The organism is Ulvibacter sp. 2210JD10-4 (genome assembly GCF_058148525.1).
Genome location: NZ_JBYVJZ010000004.1, coordinates 240,061 through 263,028, shown reverse-complemented (window position 1 = coordinate 263,028; position 22,968 = coordinate 240,061). Strand labels below are relative to the sequence as shown.

The following is a 22,968-nucleotide window of genomic DNA, read 5'->3' as shown; positions in this document are numbered from 1 at the left end:
TGAGGACTTTCTATGCTAGAGTATATTTAATTTGAACTAAGGCTCCATATAGGCTTCAATAGGCTCACAGGTACAGATCAAATTTCTGTCACCATAAGCATCATCAACTCTTCGTACTGTTGGCCAAAATTTGTTTTCTGAAATATAGTCCAGAGGAAATGCTGCTTCTTTTCTACTATAAGAAAATTCCCAGGTATCATTAGTAACCATTGCCAAAGTATGCGGTGCGTTTTTTAATACATTATCAAGGTCATCTTTTTCAGCTGCATTAATTTCTTTTCTAATCGAGATCATAGCATCACAAAAACGGTCTAATTCTTCTTTGCTTTCACTTTCGGTTGGTTCGATCATTATAGTTCCTGCCACAGGGAAAGAAACCGTTGGCGCATGGAAACCGTAATCCATAAGTCGTTTTGCAATATCGGTTACTTCAATACCGTTTGCCTTGAAAGGACGGCAATCTACAATCATCTCATGTGCGACGCGGCCACGTTCACCATTGTACAACACGTCATATTGGCCTTTTAATCTTTCTTTGATGTAATTTGCGTTTAAAATGGCATATTGTGTAGACTTCTTTAGTCCTTTCTCCCCCAGCATACATATATAAGCATAAGAAATTAAACAAGCCAGTGGGCTTCCCCAGGGAGCGGCAGAAATTGCTGTAATTGCTTTTTCCCCTCCTGTTTTAATTACAGGATTTGATGGTAAAAATGGTACCAGTTGCTCTGCGACACAAATAGGTCCTACTCCGGGGCCTCCGCCTCCGTGTGGAATCGCAAATGTCTTATGGAGATTAAGGTGGCAAACGTCTGCTCCAATAGCACCCGGATTGGTTAGCGCTACCTGTGCATTCATATTGGCACCGTCCATATACACTTGTCCGCCATTTTCATGAATAATACTGGTAATCTCTCTAATCGCAGATTCATAAACTCCATGTGTTGAAGGATATGTGACCATTAAGGCAGCCAGATGGTCTCTATGCTCAATTGCCTTAGCGCGCAAGTCGTCCAAATCAATATTTCCTTCTTCTGTAGCTTTGGTAACCACAACTTTCATTCCTGCCATTACAGCACTTGCAGGATTGGTTCCATGGGCAGATGAAGGGATTAAACAAATGTTTCTATCTGTATCTCCCCGGGATTCGTGATATGCTTTTATCACCATTAGGCCTGCATATTCACCTTGAGCACCAGAATTTGGTTGTAGAGAAGTTCCTGCAAAACCGGTAATTTCGGTAAGCTGGTTCTCTAATTTCTTTAGTACTTGTTGATATCCCCCTGCCTGCTCTACAGGAACAAAAGGGTGTACATTACCCCACTGTGGATCACTAAGCGGCAACATTTCAGCAGCAGCATTTAGCTTCATTGTACAAGAACCCAGAGATATCATAGAATGATTTAGCGAAAGATCTCTACGTTCTAATTTTTTGATGTAACGCATCAACTCTGTTTCACTATGGTAGCTATTGAAGACCTCATTTTGTAAAAATTCGGTTTTGCGTGCTACTTCTGTTGGAATCCTATTTTCAGTATATAACTCAGTAAGCTCAATAGTTTCTTTATTATATGCTTCGGCAAAAATCTGTATAATTTTGTTGAGGTCCTTTAATGTCGTTGTTTCATTTACCGAAATAGATACCGTTTCAGTATCCGGGTAATAAAAATTTATTCCTTTTTCTTCTGACAAGTAATAGATTTTTGCAGTGTCTGTTTTAATAGTAATTGTATCAAAATAGGCCTCATTCGTTTGATGAAGACCAAGTTTTTCAAGTGCTTCTGCTAGAGTTACAGCGGCATGATGAACTTTATTTGCAATGTACTCCAAGCCTTTTGGCCCGTGGTATACAGCATACATTCCTGCCATAACTGCCAATAAGACCTGCGCAGTACAGATATTTGATGTTGCTTTATCACGCTTTATGTGTTGTTCCCGTGTTTGCAGCGCCATTCGTAAAGCGCGCTTACCATCTGTATCTTTGGTAACCCCAATGATACGTCCCGGAATACTACGTTTGTATTCTTCTTTGGTAGCAAAATATGCAGCATGGGGTCCTCCATACCCTAAAGGTATTCCGAAACGTTGAGTAGTTCCTACCACTACATCTACACCAAAGTTACCCGGAGCCTCTAATTTTACAAGACTTAAAATATCTGCAGCTACTGCTACTTTTATTTGTGCTTCTTTTGCTTTAGAAACAAATTCTTTGAAATCATAAACCCGTCCTGTTTTCCCCGGGTATTGTAATAGTGCTCCAAAATAATCTGAAGAAAAATCAAAATCTTCATGATTACCGATCACTAATTCTACTCCAATTGGAGTAGAACGTGTTTGCAATAATGATAATGTTTGTGGAAGAATCTCCTCAGAAACAAAAAACTTTACAGCACCATTTTTCTTTTGCTCACGTTCTCTTACAGCTAATAATAATGCCATTGCTTCTGCGGCGGCAGTAGCTTCATCCAGCAAAGATGCATTTGCCAACTCCATTCCTGTAAGATCGGCAACCATAGTTTGGTAATTGAGCAATGCCTCCAACCTGCCTTGGGCAATTTCGGCCTGGTAAGGCGTATAGGCGGTATACCATCCCGGATTCTCCAAAATATTACGCTGAATAACAGGAGGTGTGATGGATTGATGATATCCCAACCCAATATATGTTTTGAATATTTTGTTCTTTGAAGCCAGATCGGTGATATGCTCCAGATATTCATTCTCGCTCATTGCCGTATCAAGAACAAGCTCTTTTTTTAAACGAATGTCATCTGGAATTGTTTCGGATATCAACTGGTCTAGACTCTGTGAACCAATAGTTTTAAGCATTTCGGATAGGTCACTTTTTCTAGGACCAATATGTCTAAGGGCAAAAGAATCTGTATTCATTGATTTGCAATTAAATTAAGCTGCAAAATTACATATTTTAAACCATAAACTTTATGTTTTTTAATTTTCAGGTATGTATAACTTCTTGACCAAAAATAAAGGTTACTAACACTTTGTCTATTTTTGTTTTATGAAGCTCTTGAAACGTGTATTCGGTTTTTATGTTAACAGTAGTATTCATGTTGCTTTAGCAGTACTTTCATTGGTGATTATCACAGAGATTGAATTAGAACTGGAATTTTCAAAAACACTATATGGTTTTGTTTTTTTTGGGACAATTACAGGCTATAATTTTGTAAAATATGCTGCTGTGGCAGGATTGCACCACCGAAGTTTAACAGACTCACTAAAAACCATTCAGGTTTTTTCTATTCTGTGTTTTGTGACTTTACTCTTTTTTAGTCTACAGCAATCTATTAAGACCTTATCTGTCACAGCAGTTTTTGGAATACTTACTTTATTGTATGCGGTCCCCTTTTTAAGAAAAAAAAACTTACGAAACTTTAGCGGATTAAAAATCTTTATTGTTGCTATAGTCTGGGCAGGAGTTACAGTTGTGGTGCCCCTAACTGCTACGCAAGAAGGATATGGCACAGCGCATACAATTACATTTTTACAACGAATTTTTATTGTAATTGCATTAACTATTCCCTTTGAGATCAGGGACCTTCCATACGATAAATCCACTTTAAGTACATTGCCTCAACGTCATGGAATTTTTGTTACAAAAATTTTAGGAAGTGCCCTGTTAGGGATTTGTTTTTTAATAGAATATTTTAAAGATGAAATTTCAATACCTTATGCAGTTAGTCTTTTATTTGTGTGCTTATTAACAGCAACAGCTATATTTTTTTCAGAAAAAAGACAGCCAAGATATTTTGCTTCTTTTTGGGTGGAAAGCATCCCTATTGTTTGGTATGGTATTTTGCTTTTAGTTAGACATTTCTTGCCGTAACCGTTCTTTTAACTGCTCTTTTTGGCTTGAGCTTAACGTTCTTACTCTGGATCTTTTTAAAAGATGCGTAAGTTTGGTATTCTTAATAGAATGCTCTTTACAAATACGACAGAACAAATGATGTAACTTCATCGTAAATTTTTCCCAAAGACTAGCCTCATCATATTGTAATTTATCACAATAATGAGCGGCTTCATCGCATTTCAACATAAACTTCATAATTTCTCTAAAACCAGTTTGTTTCCAGGCAATCTGCCATCGCATTCCTAGCGCGATGAATGATAACCCAAAGGTTAGACGGGGTAATATCAAATTCATTACAGATAGCTTCGGTATCAAAACCATCGATAGTTTTCATTTTAAAAATTGCAGCTTGTCTCTCATTTAGACCATCCAGGCAATTTAAAATTGCTAAACCCAATTCTTCATTTTCCATGGTGTCTTCGGCAGTTTTATCAAAGGGGTCGCTAACACGTTCTTCAATCCAACTTCCTTCTGCATCTTCATCTGTATAGGCCATACGAACCTCTGCTTTTCCTTTAGTGGAGTTAATTTTGCGGTAATGATCAATTATCTTTCTTTTTAAAATAGAAATGAGCCATGTGCGTTCACTAGCCTCACCTTTAAAATTCTTTTGAGACTTTAACCCTGCCAGAAAAGTTTCAGAAATTAAATCCTGTGCCACTTCATGGTTATTTACACGTACAATGGTATAGTTATACAGATAATCTGAATAAAGATCCACCCATTGATTTGGATTTAAAAGATTTGATGGCATACCTGATCTATAGAAGATTTATCAAAAATAATAAAGTTTTGTAAAGAACAACCTAAAAGTTGTTGTTTCTGACATAATAGAAAAGTTAAAAAATGATGAAAATTGAATTTTGTTAACACTATAACTTAACTTTGAGATTAAAATTTGTGACTATGAAAAAATTTAAACTTTTTATTCTGGCTATAATTGCACTAATTGCATTTAATAGTTATTCTCAGGAAACCAATAATTTTTACGCCACCATGTCCTTGCAAGATGCCAGGGAATTGAAAAAAGATCTACCTAATGAAGTAGAAATATTGGCCGAAAAAAGAAATGAAGCTGCTGTTTATTTAACTCCACTTGCCGGGCATAAATTGCATGACAGAGTACTGGTTCATGGCCCAGGCTATATTTTTAAAAGTTCTTTAGAAGAAGCAATTGCAGCATTAAGCAAACCAAAAAGAGCACCACAAAACAATCGGGGGGCATTTTCCATTACTGAAGATGCTCTGGTAAACCAAACTCTGGACCTAATAAACACTCAAAATATTGAAGATCAGATTCTGGAACTGGAAAGCTACGGAACACGATATCATAACAGGCCTTCTGCTACTCAAGCTGCTATTGATCTGAAAGCTAAATGGGAAGCAATGGCGAACACTTATGGAAGGACAGATGTAAGTGTGAGATTGTACAACCATGTAAATACGCAAATGCCATCGGTTATCATGACGATTGAAGGAGCTGAGACACCGGATGAATTTGTAATAGTTGGTGGGCATTTGGATTCAACTTCCAATCAGGGAAATAACGATGCACCAGGGGCCGATGATGATGCTTCCGGAATTGCAACAATTACTGAAGCAACGCGTGCTTTATTTGAAGTAGGTTTTGTTCCTAAGAAAACCATAGAAGTAATGGCATACGCTGCCGAAGAAGTTGGACTGGTTGGCTCTGCTGAAATTGCACAGAATTATAATAACAATAATGTGAATGTAGTGGCTGTTGTACAATTTGATATGACTAATTATAATGGTTCTGCGAACGATGTTTCCTTTATAACAGATTATACCGATGCAACACTTAACAGTTTTCTGATGCAATTGGTAGATCATTACAATGCTTCGGGACCCCATCAGATTACCTATAGTACATCTCTTTGTAACTATGGTTGTTCAGACCATGCCAGTTGGACCAGTGAAGGGTATATGGCATCTTTTCCTTTTGAAGCTAATTTTGGACAGCATAACTCAAATATTCATTCAGCCAATGACACCTATAGTCTTACAGGAACAGCTACTCATGCAGCTAAATTTGCAAAACTATGTGCAGAATTTTTAATTGAAACTGCTAAAAGCAATGGTCCTTTAGGAGTTGACGAAACATTATTAGATACTGTTTTTGTTACTGTGAATGATAATAATTTAGAGTATGACCTTAAGTCATCAAATGAAAATTTCACCAACATTGAAATCTATGATGTTCTTGGTAAAAAGGCCTTGGATTTTCCAGTTTCAGCAGATAAAGGTTCACTGTCATTACACACTCTTAAATCCGGAGTTTATATAGCTACATTTGTAACGGAAACAAAAGCTGTTATTTCAAAAAAGATACTTTTAAAATAATAAATTACAATACTATATAAAAAAGCCTCTTAGTAAATAATAAGAGGCTTTTTTATAACCTATTTTTTGATTTCTGTTATGCTGTAAATATGCAACAGCGAAAGTCTGAAAGCCTAAATATTTCTAGTTTAATAGCCCTGCACGCTTTAAGAGTGCATCCGGGTTAGGTTTTTGACCACGGAATTTTACATACAATTCCATAGGATCTTGAGTGCCTCCCTGCGAAAGGATATATTTTTTAAACTTATCGGCTATTTTTTTGTTAAAAATACCTTCTTCTTTAAAATATGCAAAGGCATCGGCATCTAATACTTCTGCCCATTTGTAACTATAATACCCTGCCGAATAACCCCCTTGAAAAATATGCGAAAAAGAAGTGCTCATGCAATTCTCTTTTACATCCGGATATAATTGCGTTTCGGCAAATGCCTTTTTTTCAAAGCTCTTTACGTTTATTATTTCTGAAGGATCACTACCGTGCCATGCCATATCCAATAATCCAAAGCTTAGTTGCCTAAGTGTTTGCATACCTTCATGGAAAGTAGCCGAATCTTTTATTTTTTCAATTAATTCCATAGGAATCAATTCACCTGTTTTATAATGAGTGGCAAACAATTCTAACGTTTCTTTTTCATAGCACCAATTCTCTAATATCTGACTAGGAAGCTCTACAAAATCCCAATACACACTGGTGCCGGATAGGCCTTTATAAGTAGTATTCGCTAACATACCATGAAGCGCGTGTCCAAATTCATGGAATAATGTAGTAACCTCATTGAAGGTCAATAAAGATGGCTTACTTGTGGTGGGTTTAGTAAAATTACAAACTATAGAAACATGTGGCCGATCATTTACTGCTTCCTTAATTTGTTGTGGTTTATAAGAGGTCATCCAGGCACCGCCACGTTTTCCGGAGCGAGGATGAAAATCTGCATAAAAAATAGCAACCAACTTATCATCAGCATTAGTTACCTTAAAGGTCTTTACGTCTGGATGATATGTATCTATATCGTGAATTTCTTTAAAATTGATCCTATAGAGTTTTTTTGCAACACTGAAAACACCGTTAATAACATTTTCCAGTTTGAAATAAGGCTTCAGTTTTTCATCATCTAAATTGAAACGTTTTTGTTTTAATTTCTCAGCATAATAAGCTCCATCCCATTTCTGGAGCTTGTCAATTCCATCCAATTTCTTTGCAAACATTTCCAATTCATCAAACTCTTTTTGAGCAGCAGGTTTAGCTTTTTCCAGTAATTCATTCAAAAAAGATTTGACCTTTTGAGGTGTTTCGGCCATGCGTTCTTCCAAAACAAAATGTGCGTGAGATTGATAGCCTAGTAATAGGGCACGTTGATGGCGAAGATTTACAATCTCCAGGACATTCTTTTGGTTGTCCAGTTCGTCATGATGAAAACTTTTTGCACCAAAAGCAAGTGACATTTTTTTGCGGAGTTCTCTGTTTTCAGCATATTTCATAAAAGGAATATAGCTTGGATAATCTAAAGTAAACAGCCAACCCTCTTTGCCTTTTTCTTTTGCAGTTTGTGCGGCGGCTTCTTTAGAACCTTCAGGAAGGCCGGTAAGTTCTTTTTTGTTAGTAACAAGCATTTCAAACTTGTTGGTTTCGGCAAGAACATTTTCTCCAAAAGTGAGTTTCAGTTTAGAAAGGTCAGTGTCAATTTTCCGAAGCGTCTCTTTATCCTTTTCTGAAAGATTTGCACCGTTACGTGCAAAGCCCTTATATTGTTTTTCGAGCAGCATTTGCTGTTCGGGATTAAGATTAAGTGAACCTCTTAAATCATAAACTGTTTTTACTCTTTTGAAAAGGGCCTCATTGAGCAACAGATCATTTTTAAATTCTGAAAGTAATGGAGAAACTTCCTGAGCAATCCTTTGAATTTCTTCACTGGTCTCAGCACCGTTAAGATTAAAAAAGATACTGGTAACTCTATCTAATTGCAGTCCTGTGTACTCCAATGCCTCAACCGTATTTTGAAATGTAGGTGTATCACTGTTATGGGTTATAATATCAATTTCGCCTTTAGTGATCTCGATTAGTTCCTTTATAGCAGGTAAGTAATGTTCATTTTTAATTTTTGAAAAAGGGGCGGAATCAAAAGGGGCTAACAGAGGGTTATTCATGGTAATCTATTCTTCTTTTTTATTCTAATTTATTGTTTTAAGTTTTTGGCTCCTTCTTCTACTTTTAGCTTTAGCCCTTCTTTATAGGCTAGTACTTTATCCAAAACACATGTGTCTGCAGAGCCAATAATCTGAGCGGCGAGGATTCCAGCATTTTTAGCACCGTTTAACGCTACAGTAGCCACCGGAACTCCTCCCGGCATTTGTAAAATAGATAGAACAGAATCCCATCCATCGATAGAATTACTGGATTTTACAGGAACGCCAATAACTGGTAAAGGTGATAACGAAGCGATCATTCCCGGAAGATGTGCAGCTCCTCCGGCTCCGGCAATAATTACAGAAATGCCTCTCGTATGAGCATTTTTCCCATAATCAAATAATTTATCAGGTGTGCGGTGTGCGGAAACAATGTCTACCTCCACTTCAATATCAAAACCTTTTAAAATGTCTACAGCGTCCTGCATAACCGGCAGATCACTTGTACTTCCCATGATGATTCCTATTTTGCTCATAATGTACGTCCGCCAAAGCGGATATGTTTTAATGGATATTAATTATTTTTACTGATCACTTGAATTGTTTTCTTTACTTTTTCGGCTATTTTTCTAGCTTCGTTGATGTCTTCATTTACTATTGTGACATGTCCCATTTTTCTAAAAGGGCGGGTTTCTTTCTTTCCATAGATATGAGGAGTTACTCCTTCCATTTCCATAATAGTATCAATATTTTTGTAAACTACGTTTCCGGTGCACCCTTCAGAACCTACTAAATTGACCATAATCCCACCCACTTTACTATCTGTTTTTCCCAAAGGGAGGTCTAAAATAGCTCTTAGATGTTGCTCAAACTGATTGGTATAATTGGATTCAATGCTATGATGTCCACTATTATGAGGTCTTGGAGCAACTTCGTTAACCAGAATTTCATCATCCGTGGTTTGAAATAGCTCTACAGCCAATAGTCCAACATGTTGAAATGCTTCGGAAACTTTAACAGCAATATTGCGTGCCTTTTTTGCAACTGCTTCATCAATACGGGCAGGACATATCACATATTCCACTTGATTGGCTTCCGGGTGAAATTCCATTTCGACCACAGGATATGTTTTTACTTCCCCTTTTGGATTTCGAACGACAATGACTGCCAATTCATTTTTAAAAGGAATCAATTTTTCTGCAATACATTCGCCGTCGGGAAGCATACTAATGGCTAATGTGTCGCGAATAATTGTTACGCCTTTTCCATCATAGCCACCTGTGCAACTTTTCCATACAAAAGGAAATTGTAATTCATCACGGTCTATGGCATCTTTTAATAAATTTTTATTTGGAAACAGCTTAAAAGGAGATGTTGGGATCCTATGTGTTTTATAAAATTGTTTTTGAGTTCCTTTATTTTGAATGTTTCGAAGTGTTTGGGAAGAAGGAAATACTTTTTTTCCTTCAGCTTCCAGTTTTTCCAGCGCTTCTACATTTACGTTCTCAATTTCAAAAGTAAGAACATCTACTTTTTTTCCGAAGGAATAGACAGTATCAAAATCCATTAGGTCGCCTTGTTCAAAACGATCGCAAGCTATACGGCACGGGGCTTCATTGCTAGGGTCTAGTACATTGGTTTTAATGTCGAATTTGCGTGTTTCATAGAGCAACATTTTACCCAATTGACCTCCGCCAAGAATTCCTAAAGTGAAGTCTGAAGAAAAATAGTCTGCCATAAAGGTTTCTTTGCGCAAAGGTACAATCTTCTTTGCAATTGTTATCTTTGCAACTTTATTTATGTGGCAATTTTTAACATCATTATTTAGAAAAAAGGATTATCAATTAAAAAGATACCCGCCAAGTCGGGCATTACGTATGAAGAATATAGTATTATTTGGGCCTCCGGGTGCAGGAAAAGGAACACAGGCAGATGTTTTAAAAGAAAAATATGAATTGGTGCATATCTCAACCGGGGATGTGTTTAGGTACAATATTAAAAATGAAACAGCTTTAGGGACATTGGCTAAGTCTTATATGGATCAAGGACATCTGGTTCCGGATGAGGTAACTATTAATATGCTCAATGCCGAAGTGGAAAAAAATGCAGATGCCAATGGTTTTATATTTGATGGCTTTCCACGTACTGCTGCTCAAGCTGAAGCTTTAGCACAATTGATGGAAGAAAAAAATTCTCAAATTAATGCTATGGTGGCACTGGAAGTTGATGATGAAATTTTGGTTGGAAGACTTTTAGAGCGTGGAAAATCCAGCGGTCGCCCGGATGATGCCAATGAAGAAGTAATTCGCGAACGTATAGCAGAATACTATCGCAAAACAGATATTCTAAAAGAGTTTTATCAAACTCAAAATAAATACCACGGAGTAAATGGTGTGGGAAGTATCGAAGAAATTACCGGGCGCTTAAGCAAGGTGATTGATAACTTGTAAATAAATCTTCCAAAAAGAAAGGAATAATTATGACTGAAGGCAATTTTGTAGATTACGTAAAGATTCATGTAACTTCTGGAAAAGGAGGTAAAGGAAGTGCGCACTTACGTAGAGAGAAATATATTCCTAAAGGTGGCCCAGATGGAGGTGATGGTGGTCGTGGTGGTCACGTGATTCTAAGAGCCAACAAAAATATGTGGACACTCCATCATTTAAAGTTTAAACGGCATTATAAAGCGGGTCATGGAGGAGCAGGTGGTAAGCAAACCAGCACCGGAGCTGATGGGGAAGATGTTTATATTGAAGTTCCTTTAGGGACTGTTGTGAAAAATACGGATACCGGAGAAACATTACGGGAACTCATGGAGCATGGTGATGAACTTATTATTGCCAAAGGAGGAAAAGGCGGGCTTGGAAACAGTCATTTTAAAAGTGCTACAAGGCAAACTCCTCGTTATGCACAACCTGGTTTGGAAGGCGAAGAAGGTAATTTTACACTTGAAATGAAAGTACTGGCAGATGTTGGATTGGTTGGTTTCCCCAATGCTGGGAAATCTACACTCCTTTCTGTAGTTACAGCTGCTAAACCAAAGATTGCCAATTACGAATTCACTACTCTAAAACCTAATTTAGGAATTGTTGAATATCGAGATTATCAGACTTTTGTGATGGCAGATATTCCGGGAATCATTGAAGGAGCGGCAGAAGGAAAAGGATTGGGGCATTATTTTTTAAGACATATTGAACGAAATTCTACACTTTTATTTTTAATTCCGGCAGATGCAGATAATATTAAAAAACAATACGAAATCCTATTGGACGAACTACGTCGTTACAACCCGGAAATGCTGGATAAGGATAGACTTATAGCAATTTCAAAAAGTGATATGCTTGACGAAGAACTAAAAGCTGAATTAAAAGCCGAGTTGGATAAAGAGTTTCAGGAAGTTCCTTATTTGTTTTTTTCTTCGGTTGCACAACAAGGTTTGATGCAGTTAAAGGACAAACTATGGGGAATGTTGAATAATAAAATAGATCATTAAACCAGTATAAAAGCGATATATAGAATTTGTTAATTTTAATTTAGCTAATACACGGCAAATTTTAATAAATGAAAAGCTACATAAAAAGTATAGTCGAAATTAATGATAGTAAGAAAAGTCGCTATTTTGCTTTAATTATTCAGCTGCTAATTTTACTATCAATAGTTACATTTTCAATTGAAACAATCCCAGATCTAAAACCGCAAACTATTGCTATATTAAGATCTATTGAAATTATCTGTGTGATTGTATTTACAATAGAGTATCTACTTCGTATCTATGCTTCTGATAAAAAACTGAACTTTGTATTTAGCTTTTATGGACTTATAGACTTGCTTGCCATATTACCATTCTATTTATCGTTTGGGGTCGATTTAAGATCATTGCGGGCATTGCGGTTTCTTAGACTTTTCAGGCTTTTTAAACTAGTGAGGTATAATAAAGCAATTAAGCATTTTACAAAAGCTATTTCGATTGCCAAAGAAGAAATTTTACTTTTTTTGTTCATTACCTTAATACTCATCTATTTGTCGGCAGTTGGAATCTATTATTTTGAAAATGAAGCACAGCCCGAACATTTTTCATCTATTTTTGATAGCTTATGGTGGGCTATAATTACTCTTACAACTGTAGGTTATGGGGATGTATACCCCATTACCGTTGGAGGTCGTATTTTTACTTTTTTCATTTTAATGATTGGCTTGGGAATTGTTGCTATTCCAACAGGAATATTATCTTCGGCATTGACAAGGTCGATTGATAAAAAAGAAGAATAATCCCTTTTCTGGCTTACTTGTTTTCACTGAAATTACCCTTACATTTTGTTTTATTTTTAGTAATTGTTTCTTTGTGTTATAAAAAATGAATCAATTTCTCACAATAATTGCTTAATTTAGACCGATTTACAAATTTAGATCTGGTTATGAAACAGTTTGTACTTTTTTCATCATTTTTAATGTCAGTTTTTCTGGGGTTTGGCCAATGCCCAACAACCGATATTCTACTAACAACTCAGGCTGATATTGACAATTTTGCTGTTAACTATCCTAATTGTACGATGCTTACACACGAACTTAGGATCGATGGCGATGACAGTTCTATCACAAATTTAAATGGACTGGCAAGAATTACAAATGCCCAGAAACTTTATATTCTTAAAACACGAATTCAGAATTTTGCCGGCCTAAGTAATTTAGTGACTGCATCTCACTTATCTATAGCATTTAATAGGGATATAGTGGATCTTAGTGGTCTAATATCTTTAGAAACAGTCGGTATATTTGAAGTTTGGGTCAATAACAGTATCACCAATCTGGCCGGTATAGATGGTTTAAAATCGTTGGAACATTTAAACTTATTTATAAACCCGAATCTTGAAGACATATCGCAGTTAAGTTCAATAGAATCTCTTAAATCTTTGAGTATAACAGGAAATGCATTAAAAACACTTTCCGGCTTGGAAAATTTACGAACAGTAGAAGAAGATTTTTATGTGGCAGATGAACCTATACAAAGTTTTAATGAGCTAGCTAATCTACAGGATATTGGAGGCTCATTATATCTTTGGAATCATCCCCAGCTGGAGGACTTATCAATGTTCAATAATATCCAAACATTGACAGATTTATATGTAGTTGGATGTCCGGTTTTAAAAAGTTTATCCGGTTTAGAAAATGTTCGGTCCGTAAGTGGAAAGCTTAGAATTGGGCTTAATCCTGAATTAACCGATCTTTCTGTTTTTAGCAATGTTATCGCTGTTGGGAGTCTGGATATTTATGAAAACAATATGTTACAATCTTTATCCGGCTTAGAGAATTTGGAATCTATAAGTGACAGATTATTTATTCACGAGAATGATATCTTAAGTTCTATAAGCGCCATAAGAGACTTGTCTACATCTCAGATTAGCGAGGTGGTTGTTGCGGAGAACCCTAATCTTTCTATTTGTAGCAATCGCTTTATTTGTACGGTTATAGAGGATCCTAACGTAGTAAAAGTAATTAACAATAACAGCACAGGGTGTAATTCTGTTACAGAAATAGGGGATGCCTGCTTGCTTTCGGTTTCGGAAGTCGTATTGAATAGTTTAGTAGCTGCCTATCCAAACCCAGTTTCTGAAATACTCAATCTTTCAGTTTATGAAGGTTTATTGTTTAAAAAGGCGACTCTGTATTCGGTTTTAGGACAGAAGGTACTTGTCTCTCCAGAAAAAAGTATCGATGTTTCAAATCTTTCCGAAGGAATATACTTCTTAGAGGTTACGACAGATATGGGTAGTTTAAGCAAGAAAATAGTCAAAAATTAATCATTTTTAATTCATTTTTTTTCTTCAATACTAGTGGTAAACTCAGTTGTTCTCAATAAGTATTGACGCTGCTTTGGATATTTTTATGTATCTTGAAGTTATCAATCTTTAGAACTAGGCCATGAAACAAATTACACTACTCTCGTTATTTTTGATGCTTACTTTTTTGGGCTTTGGACAATGTCCCACAGCAAATATTACATTGAATACACAAGCTGAAATAGATAATTTTGCTGCAAACTACCCAAATTGTTCAGTACTTACACACGAACTTAAAATAGGTGGAGAGAACAATGATGTGGTAAATTTGAACGGACTTTCTTCTATTACAAGTGCACAATATATTTTAATACAAAACACGGAGATTAGTAATTTTTTTGGGATTGATAATCTGGAAACAATTTCACATATGGCACTTTGGGGTAACCAGAATTTGCAAAATATGGAAGGGTTAACATCACTCCAATCTATAGAGGATCTGGAAGTTTGGGTAAATAACGGTTTAATAAGCTTAGAAGGGATGGATAGTTTGCAATCTGTTGAAAGATTAAATCTATTTGGAAATGCAAGCCTTAATGACATTACACATTTAAGCTTTATTGAAACCCTTACTTCATTAACTATTGGTGGAAATGCATTTAATTCATTATCGGGATTGGAGAATCTGCATACAGTTCAGGAAGATTTGTCTGTTTCAAATGAACCGCTGCTAAATTTGGATGAACTAGCCGGTATACAAACAATAGGAGGTTCACTGTATATCTCTAATTTTGATCAAATACAGGATATATCTGCATTTAGTAATATAGGATCTGTAGTAGATTTGTATGTGCTTGAATGTACTAGTTTAATGGATCTGTCAGGTTTGGAAAATATTCAATCCGTAAGTGGAAGGCTTCGAATAGGCTATAACCCGGAACTAACAGATTTGTCTGTTTTTAATAATATTACTTCGGTGGGAAATTTGGATGTTTATGAAAATACTAATCTACAATCTTTGTCAGGCTTGGAAAATTTACAAGAAGTAGGCGAACGTTTATTAATTCTTGATAATCCTGTTTTAGATGATATAAGTGCATTGAACAATGTTTCACCTAATCAAGTAAATGAAGTTGTTATTGCAAACAATAGCAACCTTTCTGTATGCACTAACACATTCATTTGTACTATTATAGATGATCCGGCTGTTGCAAAGACCATTGTAAATAATACAACCGGTTGCAGTTCTATACAAGAGGTTCAGGAAATGTGTGTCTTGGGAACCGAAGACATAGTATTTTCTGAAGAAGCAGTACAATTGTTTCCCAATCCTGTTTCGGAAACACTTACCATTTCAGTAGTTGAAAGCATTTCTTTTGAGAAAGCAACAATATATTCCATTTTAGGGGAGCGACTTCTGGAAAGCACTCAGGAAATTATTGATATGTCTGCTTTTTCTCAAGGAGTTTACCTGGTAACTGTTCAGACAGGTCAGGGAAGCATCACAAAAAAGATTGTTAAAGAATAATAAATTGAAACCCTCTGACTTACTTTTTACGTAAATTTGATAAAAAGGAGTCTATGAAAGTACTATCCATTCTTTTAATTTCAATGGTACTCGTTTCCTGTGGAGTGACCGTAGCTATAGATTATGATAAGAAAACTGACTTTTCACAGTATACCACGTATAATTTTTATCCTGAAATCGATTCAGGATTAAATGAGTTGGATAATAAACGAATCGTAAAAGCTATTGACAGCGTCTTTCAAAGGCAAGGATACCAAAGAAGTGATAACAATCAATTCCATATTAACTTTTACGTAAAAGAATATCTTTCTAATTCCCGGAATACCATAGGAATAGGTGTTGGAGGAGGCGGTGGTAATGTAGGAGTAGGGATGAGTGGAGGCATTCCCATTGGTGGGAAGGTAATCAACCAGACCCTTACCATTGATTTTATTGATACTACAAAGGACTTATTAATATGGGAAGCTGTCGCCGAAGGTGAACTCAAAGAAAAGGCAACTCCAAGGCAAAAGGAAGCCTATTATATTAAAGTGGTAGAAAAAGCGCTAAAAAATTATCCTCCAAAGTAAAAAAGAGGCCTTAGGCCTCTTTTAATTAGCTGAATAAGCTTTTGTATTGGTCCTTATAGCCAATTAAGACTACAACATTTAAAACCAATAATACCAAAGCTCCCATAATATTGGCTGGGTCTAAGGTTGCATGAAATAAAACTGCATTTACTGATATACTCATTAAAATAAGTGACATTAATGCGCCAAATTTGTTAAAAATGAGTGCTAATCCTGCTGCTATTTCTACTATTGCAACAAGTGTAAGAGTTTTAGATGACATGAGCGCACCAAAATACGCACCTGCATCTCCGGTGGGTGCTTCCATAGGGATAAAATGGAAAAACTTGTTGAATCCAAATACCAGGACAAAAAGTCCTAATAGGATTCGAATTACCATAAAAACTTTTGAATTCATAAAAATTAATTTTAAGTTGTTACCATTTAAAGATAAACAATAAAGTAGGTGGGGCAGAGGTACTTTATTAACAATAATATAAAAAATAGTAGCTTTTGCTGTTATTACTGTAGTTTTAGATGTTAAAATGTGGACAATTTTATAGTTTTCAACATTTAAATAAAGAAAATATGCATCTAAAAAAGTGAGATTTATATGTAAAACCCCAAAAAAATGCTATGCGGAAAATTGTATTTCTTATTTTATTGATACCATTTCTTGGCTATTCTCAAAGTACTTTCAATAAAGCTGTACACTATTTTCAGCAAGAAAAATTCAGTAGTGCAAAAAAGCTCTTCGAGAGTTATTTAAAAGAACATCCTGAAGACCGAAAAACACGGGAATATTTAGGAGATATTGCTGGTCACAAAAAAGATTGGGATACAGCGATAGACTACTATAAATCTTTGGTGAAAGAAGATGATAACAGTGCTAATTATCATTTTAAATATGGAGCTACTTTAGGGATGAAGGCGTTAGAAATTAGTCGATTACGGGCATTGACTTATATAGGAGACATAAAACATCACTTTGAAAAAGCAGCCAAACTTGACCCCAATCACATAGAAACACGTTGGGCATTGGTAGAGTTTTACATTCAATTGCCCGGAATCATTGGCGGTAGTGAACGTAAAGCCACTGCATATGCCAACGAACTTGCCAAAATATCACCTGTTGATGGTTATTTGGCCAATGGTTATATTGCAGAATATAGTGATCGCCCCAATGATGCTGAGCGTCATTATAAAAACGCAATTAAAGTTGGAGGCTCTCCGCATACCTACGAAAAATTGACACAACATTACGAGAAAAACAATCGTCCAAAAGAAGCGATACAAACAGCATCACAGTCACTAAAAATCCATAGGAGAAACCAGTTAAATTATCAAATTGGGAAAATAGCTGCTCAGTACAACCTCGATACAGAGCTAGGGATAGATTGTTTAAAGGTGTATATAAAAAATCATTCTGCTAAAGACGGAGTACCTAAAGATTGGGCATATTATCGCTTGGCACAGATTTATAAAAACAAAGGAGAAAAGGCAATAGCACTACAATGGATTGATAGAGCTCTGGAAGACCGACCAGATTTTAAAGAAGCCAGAGAAGAGAAAAAAAACATTTTAGCTTTGTGATTTTTGGGCAATTGCTTTGTCATTAACTGGCCAAAGCACCGCGCTATTGGCTGTAGTTTTGCTTTGCAAAAGCTACTTGCCGCTATCGCTATTGCAAGGAAAACATTTATCTTTACAGCAATTATTTAAATTTATATATGCGCATACATTTTATAGCCATTGGAGGAAGTGCAATGCACAATTTAGCGATTGCGCTTCACGAAAAAGGGGATCATGTCACCGGAAGCGATGACGAAATTTTCAACCCTTCTAAAAGTAGACTACAAAGCAGAGGACTACTACCTGGAAAATATGGCTGGTTTCCCGAAAAAATCACAGAAGAAATAGATGCTGTTATTCTGGGAATGCATGCAAAAGCAGACAATCCAGAGTTACTTAAAGCAAAAGATTTGGGAATAACCATTTATAGTTATCCCGAATTTCTTTATGAACAATCAAAAAATAAAACACGGGTAGTCATTGGGGGTTCGCATGGAAAAACAACTATAACCTCAATGATTTTACATGTAATGCACTATCATAATAAAGAAGTGGATTATATGGTAGGCGCACAGTTGGAAGGATTTGATGTAATGGTAAAATTGACCCATGAGAACGATTTTATTGTTTTGGAAGGCGATGAGTATTTATCTTCTCCAATAGACAGGAGGCCAAAATTTCATTTATATAAACCCAATATAGCTTTGTTGAGTGGTATTGCCTGGGACCACATCAATGTTTTTCCTACCTATGAAAACTATATTTCTCAATTTGAAACTTTCCTAACTCAAATAACAGATGGAGGAGCTATTATTTATAATGAAGAAGATCCGGAAGTAAAAAAGGTAGTGGAAGCCTCCGCAAGCCTTATAAAAAAGTATCCATATCAAACTCCGGAGTATACCATAGAAGCTGGAGAAACTTTATTGGAAACTCCCGAAGGTCCTATGCCTATAGAAGTTTTTGGAAAGCATAATTTAAATAATTTAGAAGGAGCCCGATGGATTTGTCAACTAATGGGAGTAGATGCAGAAGATTTTTATGAAGCGATCGCTACATTTAAAGGAGCTAGTAAACGTCTCGAAAAAATTGCAGAAACCCCAACTTCCATAGCTTATAAAGATTTTGCGCACTCTCCAAGTAAAGTGAAAGCAACTACCGAAGCTTTAAAGCAACAATTTCCGGATAGAAAACTCATTGCATGTTTAGAGTTACATACGTATAGCAGCTTAAATCCGGAATTTTTAAATGAATACAAAGGAGCTTTAGATGCTGCTGATAGTGCTGTAGTATTTTATTCTCCTCATGCGGTAATGATCAAAAAACTGGAGGAAATAAAAAGTGAACAGATCGATAAGGCTTTCGATCGTGAAGACCTTGTGATTTTTACAAATCCTGCAGATTTTAAAACATACCTTTTTACACAAGATCTTGATAATACGTCACTTTTACTTATGAGTAGTGGTAATTATGGAGGTTTGGATTTTGAGGATGTAAAAAAATATATGGAATAAGAACTAGGTGTATATTTCATCAATAAATCTGGCAGTATCCTCGCCAAACTTATTTATAAGTACTTGTTTTGCATTTTCTTGGTCTTGCTCGTTTTTATCTTGTGATAGTTTAAACTTTCCTTCCCAGTTGGTAATGGTAATATCAAAAGCCTGAATGTAATTAACAGATCGCTGCATACGCTTGTTGTCCTTTTCCAACACAAATTGTTGGTTGGGGCGTTCTAAGAATTCCGTCATAGAGATCATAGTGTCTTTAGCTGCTTCCGGATCATTAATTAATGTGACGTTCCCGGTAATGTGGACAATGATGTAGTTCCACGTAGGAAGCTGCTTAGTAGTATACACGCTTGGTGAAATGTATGCATCAGGACCTTTAAAAACTACTGTAACTTCCGCTCCGTTTGTTAAAGTTTCTACTTGCGGATTGAACTTATCAATATGAGCTACCAGTTTACCACTTTCCTCATTATAGATAATTGGGATATGTGTAACTAAAGGTTTTCCATTTAATACAGAGACTAACATCCCAAAAGGGAAGTGTTGTATAACGGAAATCATTTTTTTAATATTGGCAGACTGATGATAAGGCGGTGGATACATTTTTCTGGTTGTTCTAGAATAAATATACTGTTAATATACAAACAAAAGCTAAGTTTTATATTTTTAGGGTGTTCTTACATTTTAATACAATTCTTAAAAATGTGAGTTTTGAGCTCCCACCACGGGATTTTGAAAATAGTTTCAAAATTCGACCATATTTACTTTATAAATTTTGAGAAGATGCAAAAAAAGACACCTTTATTTCCTATTAGGAAATGGAATGAAGATGACCGTCCTCGGGAGAAATTACTTCAAAAAGGCCGTATAACCCTTAGTAATGCAGAACTAATTGCGATATTAATTAGTTCTGGGAATAATAATGAAAGTGCCGTGGCTTTAAGTCAACGTATTTTAGCCTCAACAGCAAATAATTTAAACGAATTAGGAAAGCTGGACCCTAAAGATTTAATGCAATTCAAAGGAATTGGTTAAGTTGCCCATTTGTTCTATTGAAATCCATACCCACAAGCCCAAGCCTCAGGGCTACCCTACAAGAGTACAAAACTTAGGAGATGCCCTAAAAAAGCGTTTAGATGAGAAACTGAGTAAGATAGAACTAGCAAAAATGCTTAAGGTGAGACCCATGACCATTTGGGATTGGGAAGAGACCGACAAGAAATCCCTTACTTAAAATGATAAAAAAATACTAAAATTATTAAATACAAAATATGATGTAATTACTATTAACTAATTCTCCACTAAAAAGGAGGGACTTCAGAAAAGATAGTGCCTTTTAACTGTATTATTTTTGATATACGAGACCGTGGACCTCCTGTCTCTATTCTTACAGTCCTATTGATTATGGTAACCATTTCTTTCTTTTGAAGAATATAAGTAAAGAAACAAATAGTACTCCCATAACTCCAAGAAGAATGAAATATCCATATTTGTAGTCTAGCTCAGGCATATTTTTAAAGTTCATCCCATAAATACCGGCAAGAAAAGTCAAAGGGATAAAAATTGTTGCAACTAATGTCAATAATTGCATAACCTGATTCATTTTGAAACTAACCTCAGTTATAAAAAGATCTTGTAACCCATTTAATACATCTCTATAAGATTCTACAGCATCCATAATCTGAATTGTATGTTCATAAAGGTCTCTTACAAAAAGAAGGCTACTTTCATTGACAAATTGACTTTCTGTTTTAGCAAAACGTCCAATCGCTTCTCGCAGAGGCGCAACGGACTTTCTTAATACTAATAATTCCTTTTTAAGTCCGTGAATCTCTGATTTGCTTCTTATATCCTGACTACTCATCAGTTTTTCTTCAAGCGACTCTATAACTTCTTCAATATTTTCTAAAACCAAATAGTAATTATCGATGAGAGTATCTACAAGAGCATAGGCAAGATAGTCAGCTCCACGCTGTTTTATTCTTCCTTTTCCACTTTTGATTCGTTGACGAACCGATTCAAATAAATCACTCTCTGTCTCCTGAAAAGTGATTACAAATCCTTCTTTAAAATATATAGCGACATGTTCTTTTGAAATTTCAATTTTATTTTTATCAAACTCAAGTGCTCGAATAGTAATAAAATTCCCTTTATCATATTCTTCAAATTTTGGCCTTTGATAAATATCTGCAATATCTTCTAAAATAAGAGAGTGGATATCAAAGGTATTACCCAAGAGTTCAATCAAATGGGTATCATGGATTCCTCGTATGTCATACCAGTCTATTTTCTCATTTATTGATTGATGAAAAACAGTGTCTTCATGGTTGTCAAGAGTTTTTTCCTCAATAGATTCACTATCATACTGGAGGTAGTGAATCAATACTTTTTCAACTTTCTTATTGCCCGTAAAAATAACGGACCCTGGAGGCAATCCTAGTTTTTTTTGTCTTTTACTCATAGATTTCTATCATTATTCCTGAATCGGAGTATTCTTATGAATTAGAGTTCGGTGAGGGAATGGAATGCTAATACCTTCACTATCAAATCGTGTTTTAATACTCTCATACAAATCACAAGACATTTTAAAAGCATCGATTGAATCTTTTGCCCATGCCCAAACTCTTAAATTAACTGAAGAATCTCCTAACCCTATAACCCTAACAGGTACTAATTCTTCTCCATCATCAATTTGTTGTTGAGTTCTGTGATCTATGTGCATAGGATGGTTTAAAACCTCATCTCTCATTATATCTTTTGCCTTTTCTATATCAGAATCATAACTTATTCCAACTTCAACCCATTTACAAATTTTGTCATCTGCAAAATCCGAATTGACAATAATCTCATTACTAATGATGGCATTGGGGATAATGATTCTTCTATTTTCAAAATCACGAATTATGGTGTGTCGTAAGGTGATGTCTTCGACAGTTCCAAACTTTTCAGCAATTTTTAAGCGATCGTTTATTCGGAACGGTTTGAATATTATTAGAAAAACACCACTAATTATATTGCTTAAAGCATGTTGAGAAGCAAACCCAACAGCCACTGCTAGTACACCGGCACCTGCTAAAAGAGAGCCTGCTAACATCCTCAAATTCGGCATCATGTAAATAGCTATACTAAATCCAACAATATAAATAATGGCAGTTATGACGTGGCGCAAGAATAAATAATTAGTTGGGTCATTTTTCATTACTTCTGTCGAACGGCGAATCATACGTTTGAAAAAACGATTCATAAAAAAAGAAACAAAAAATGTTACAACCAATATGCTGACAAAAATGACTATGTATTCAAGGTTGTTGAGTAATTGCTCTTTCATGGCTGGCTGTTTAGAAGGGTATAATTTAATTTATGAGTATCAAATCCATATATAAAGACTCGTAGTAAGTAGTCCATACTTTAGCTAAAGTTAAAGATAATAAACCTATTAAAAATTAGGCTAATTTCTATCACATATTTAGTTTTGAGATAAGAATACTTGTTGTTTGAAAGACTCACAATTTGATATTGGTTTGACAGGTCTCAGAAGAAACGAGGGACGAATTGACGACCCAAAAAATATAATTGACAATTATATTGTGGAAAATAACTAAATTTTCACACGATTGTTCTCCCAACAATTTTCCAGGAGTATGCTTGCCGAGTACTTTAAATGAGGAAGTCCACTTGACTA

20 protein-coding genes and 1 pseudogene are annotated in these 22,968 nt (G+C 35.6%); 12 read left to right on the top strand and 9 right to left on the bottom strand.

Annotation, left to right across the window (positions count from 1 at the left end; all coding sequences use genetic code 11):
* Positions 1-36 precede the first annotated feature (36 nt).
* The gene (gcvP, locus tag ACY2RT_RS11310; protein ID WP_490156021.1) at positions 37-2,886 is read right to left on the bottom strand and encodes an aminomethyl-transferring glycine dehydrogenase; all 2,850 of its coding nucleotides are present in this window, start codon (positions 2,884-2,886) and stop codon (positions 37-39) included.
* Between the two features lie 130 nt (positions 2,887-3,016).
* Here gcvP and ACY2RT_RS11305 point away from each other — a divergent pair, with 130 nt between their 5' ends.
* Positions 3,017-3,841: a UbiA prenyltransferase family protein gene (locus ACY2RT_RS11305; RefSeq protein ID WP_490156020.1), complete on the top strand. Its 825-nt coding sequence runs from the start codon at positions 3,017-3,019 to the stop codon at positions 3,839-3,841.
* 226 nt (positions 3,842-4,067) lie between these two features.
* Here ACY2RT_RS11305 and ACY2RT_RS11300 read toward each other — a convergent pair whose 3' ends face one another.
* Positions 4,068-4,619, bottom strand: a complete 552-nt coding sequence (locus ACY2RT_RS11300; RefSeq protein WP_490156019.1) for a sigma-70 family RNA polymerase sigma factor — start codon at positions 4,617-4,619, stop codon at positions 4,068-4,070.
* A 152-nt stretch (positions 4,620-4,771) separates the two neighbouring features.
* Between ACY2RT_RS11300 and ACY2RT_RS11295 the strand changes: the two genes are divergently transcribed.
* On the top strand, positions 4,772-6,226 hold the full coding sequence (locus ACY2RT_RS11295; RefSeq protein WP_490156018.1) for a M20/M25/M40 family metallo-hydrolase: 1,455 nt from the start codon (positions 4,772-4,774) through the stop codon (positions 6,224-6,226).
* Between the two features lie 123 nt (positions 6,227-6,349).
* On the opposite strand, the gene ACY2RT_RS11290 is transcribed toward ACY2RT_RS11295, so the two are convergent.
* Genes ACY2RT_RS11290 through purK form a run of 3 tightly spaced genes read right to left on the bottom strand, consistent with a single transcriptional unit; the run spans position 6,350 to position 10,088 of the window.
* Positions 6,350-8,371, bottom strand: coding sequence for a M3 family metallopeptidase (locus ACY2RT_RS11290; protein ID WP_490156017.1), 2,022 nt, complete (start codon positions 8,369-8,371; stop codon positions 6,350-6,352).
* Between the two features lie 29 nt (positions 8,372-8,400).
* Entirely contained in the window at positions 8,401-8,886 is a 486-nt protein-coding gene (gene purE, locus ACY2RT_RS11285; RefSeq protein ID WP_490156016.1) for a 5-(carboxyamino)imidazole ribonucleotide mutase, read from the bottom strand.
* A 38-nt stretch (positions 8,887-8,924) separates the two neighbouring features.
* Positions 8,925-10,088 carry a 5-(carboxyamino)imidazole ribonucleotide synthase gene (purK, locus tag ACY2RT_RS11280; RefSeq protein ID WP_490156015.1) on the bottom strand — a complete coding sequence of 388 codons (1,164 nt, stop codon included), beginning with the start codon at positions 10,086-10,088 and terminating at the stop codon, positions 8,925-8,927.
* Positions 10,089-10,227: 139 nt separating this feature from the next.
* Between purK and ACY2RT_RS11275 the strand changes: the two genes are divergently transcribed.
* The 6 genes from ACY2RT_RS11275 (at position 10,228) to ACY2RT_RS11250 (ending at position 16,224) form a co-directional block, all read left to right on the top strand.
* Positions 10,228-10,800 (top strand): adenylate kinase, encoded by a 573-nt coding sequence (locus ACY2RT_RS11275; RefSeq protein ID WP_490156014.1) that lies wholly within the window; start codon positions 10,228-10,230, stop codon positions 10,798-10,800.
* Positions 10,801-10,829: 29 nt separating this feature from the next.
* Positions 10,830-11,843 carry a GTPase ObgE gene (gene obgE / locus ACY2RT_RS11270; protein ID WP_490156013.1) on the top strand — a complete coding sequence of 338 codons (1,014 nt, stop codon included), beginning with the start codon at positions 10,830-10,832 and terminating at the stop codon, positions 11,841-11,843.
* A gap of 68 nt (positions 11,844-11,911) precedes the next feature.
* Positions 11,912-12,619, top strand: a complete 708-nt coding sequence (locus ACY2RT_RS11265; RefSeq protein WP_490156012.1) for an ion transporter — start codon at positions 11,912-11,914, stop codon at positions 12,617-12,619.
* A 146-nt stretch (positions 12,620-12,765) separates the two neighbouring features.
* Positions 12,766-14,148 (top strand): T9SS type A sorting domain-containing protein, encoded by a 1,383-nt coding sequence (locus ACY2RT_RS11260; protein ID WP_490156011.1) that lies wholly within the window; start codon positions 12,766-12,768, stop codon positions 14,146-14,148.
* Between the two features lie 121 nt (positions 14,149-14,269).
* Positions 14,270-15,655 carry a T9SS type A sorting domain-containing protein gene (locus tag ACY2RT_RS11255; protein ID WP_490156010.1) on the top strand — a complete coding sequence of 462 codons (1,386 nt, stop codon included), beginning with the start codon at positions 14,270-14,272 and terminating at the stop codon, positions 15,653-15,655.
* A gap of 53 nt (positions 15,656-15,708) precedes the next feature.
* Entirely contained in the window at positions 15,709-16,224 is a 516-nt protein-coding gene (locus ACY2RT_RS11250) for a DUF4136 domain-containing protein (RefSeq protein WP_490156009.1), read from the top strand.
* Positions 16,225-16,249: 25 nt separating this feature from the next.
* Here ACY2RT_RS11250 and ACY2RT_RS11245 read toward each other — a convergent pair whose 3' ends face one another.
* On the bottom strand, positions 16,250-16,621 hold the full coding sequence (locus ACY2RT_RS11245) for a DoxX family membrane protein (RefSeq protein WP_490156008.1): 372 nt from the start codon (positions 16,619-16,621) through the stop codon (positions 16,250-16,252).
* A gap of 218 nt (positions 16,622-16,839) precedes the next feature.
* On the opposite strand from ACY2RT_RS11245, the gene ACY2RT_RS11240 reads away from it, so the two are divergent.
* A complete protein-coding gene (locus ACY2RT_RS11240) occupies positions 16,840-17,796 on the top strand; it encodes a tetratricopeptide repeat protein (protein WP_490156007.1) in 957 nt (318 codons plus the stop codon).
* Between the two features lie 137 nt (positions 17,797-17,933).
* Positions 17,934-19,289 (top strand): UDP-N-acetylmuramate--L-alanine ligase, encoded by a 1,356-nt coding sequence (locus tag ACY2RT_RS11235; RefSeq protein WP_490156006.1) that lies wholly within the window; start codon positions 17,934-17,936, stop codon positions 19,287-19,289.
* A 3-nt stretch (positions 19,290-19,292) separates the two neighbouring features.
* Here the strand turns inward: ACY2RT_RS11235 and ACY2RT_RS11230 are convergent, their stop codons facing one another.
* Positions 19,293-19,889 carry an FMN-binding negative transcriptional regulator gene (locus ACY2RT_RS11230; RefSeq protein ID WP_490156005.1) on the bottom strand — a complete coding sequence of 199 codons (597 nt, stop codon included), beginning with the start codon at positions 19,887-19,889 and terminating at the stop codon, positions 19,293-19,295.
* Between the two features lie 180 nt (positions 19,890-20,069).
* On the opposite strand from ACY2RT_RS11230, the pseudogene ACY2RT_RS11225 reads away from it, so the two are divergent.
* Positions 20,070-20,318 (top strand): annotated as a pseudogene (locus ACY2RT_RS11225) (UPF0758 domain-containing protein); the annotation flags it as partial.
* 4 nt (positions 20,319-20,322) lie between these two features.
* Entirely contained in the window at positions 20,323-20,520 is a 198-nt protein-coding gene (locus tag ACY2RT_RS11220; protein WP_490156004.1) for a hypothetical protein, read from the top strand.
* Positions 20,521-20,688: 168 nt separating this feature from the next.
* On the opposite strand, the gene corA is transcribed toward ACY2RT_RS11220, so the two are convergent.
* Both corA and ACY2RT_RS11210 read right to left on the bottom strand, forming a co-directional pair.
* Positions 20,689-21,747, bottom strand: a complete 1,059-nt coding sequence (corA, locus tag ACY2RT_RS11215) for a magnesium/cobalt transporter CorA (RefSeq protein WP_490156003.1) — start codon at positions 21,745-21,747, stop codon at positions 20,689-20,691.
* Positions 21,748-21,759: 12 nt separating this feature from the next.
* The gene (locus ACY2RT_RS11210; protein ID WP_490156002.1) at positions 21,760-22,614 is read right to left on the bottom strand and encodes a mechanosensitive ion channel family protein; all 855 of its coding nucleotides are present in this window, start codon (positions 22,612-22,614) and stop codon (positions 21,760-21,762) included.
* Positions 22,615-22,968 lie beyond the last annotated feature (354 nt).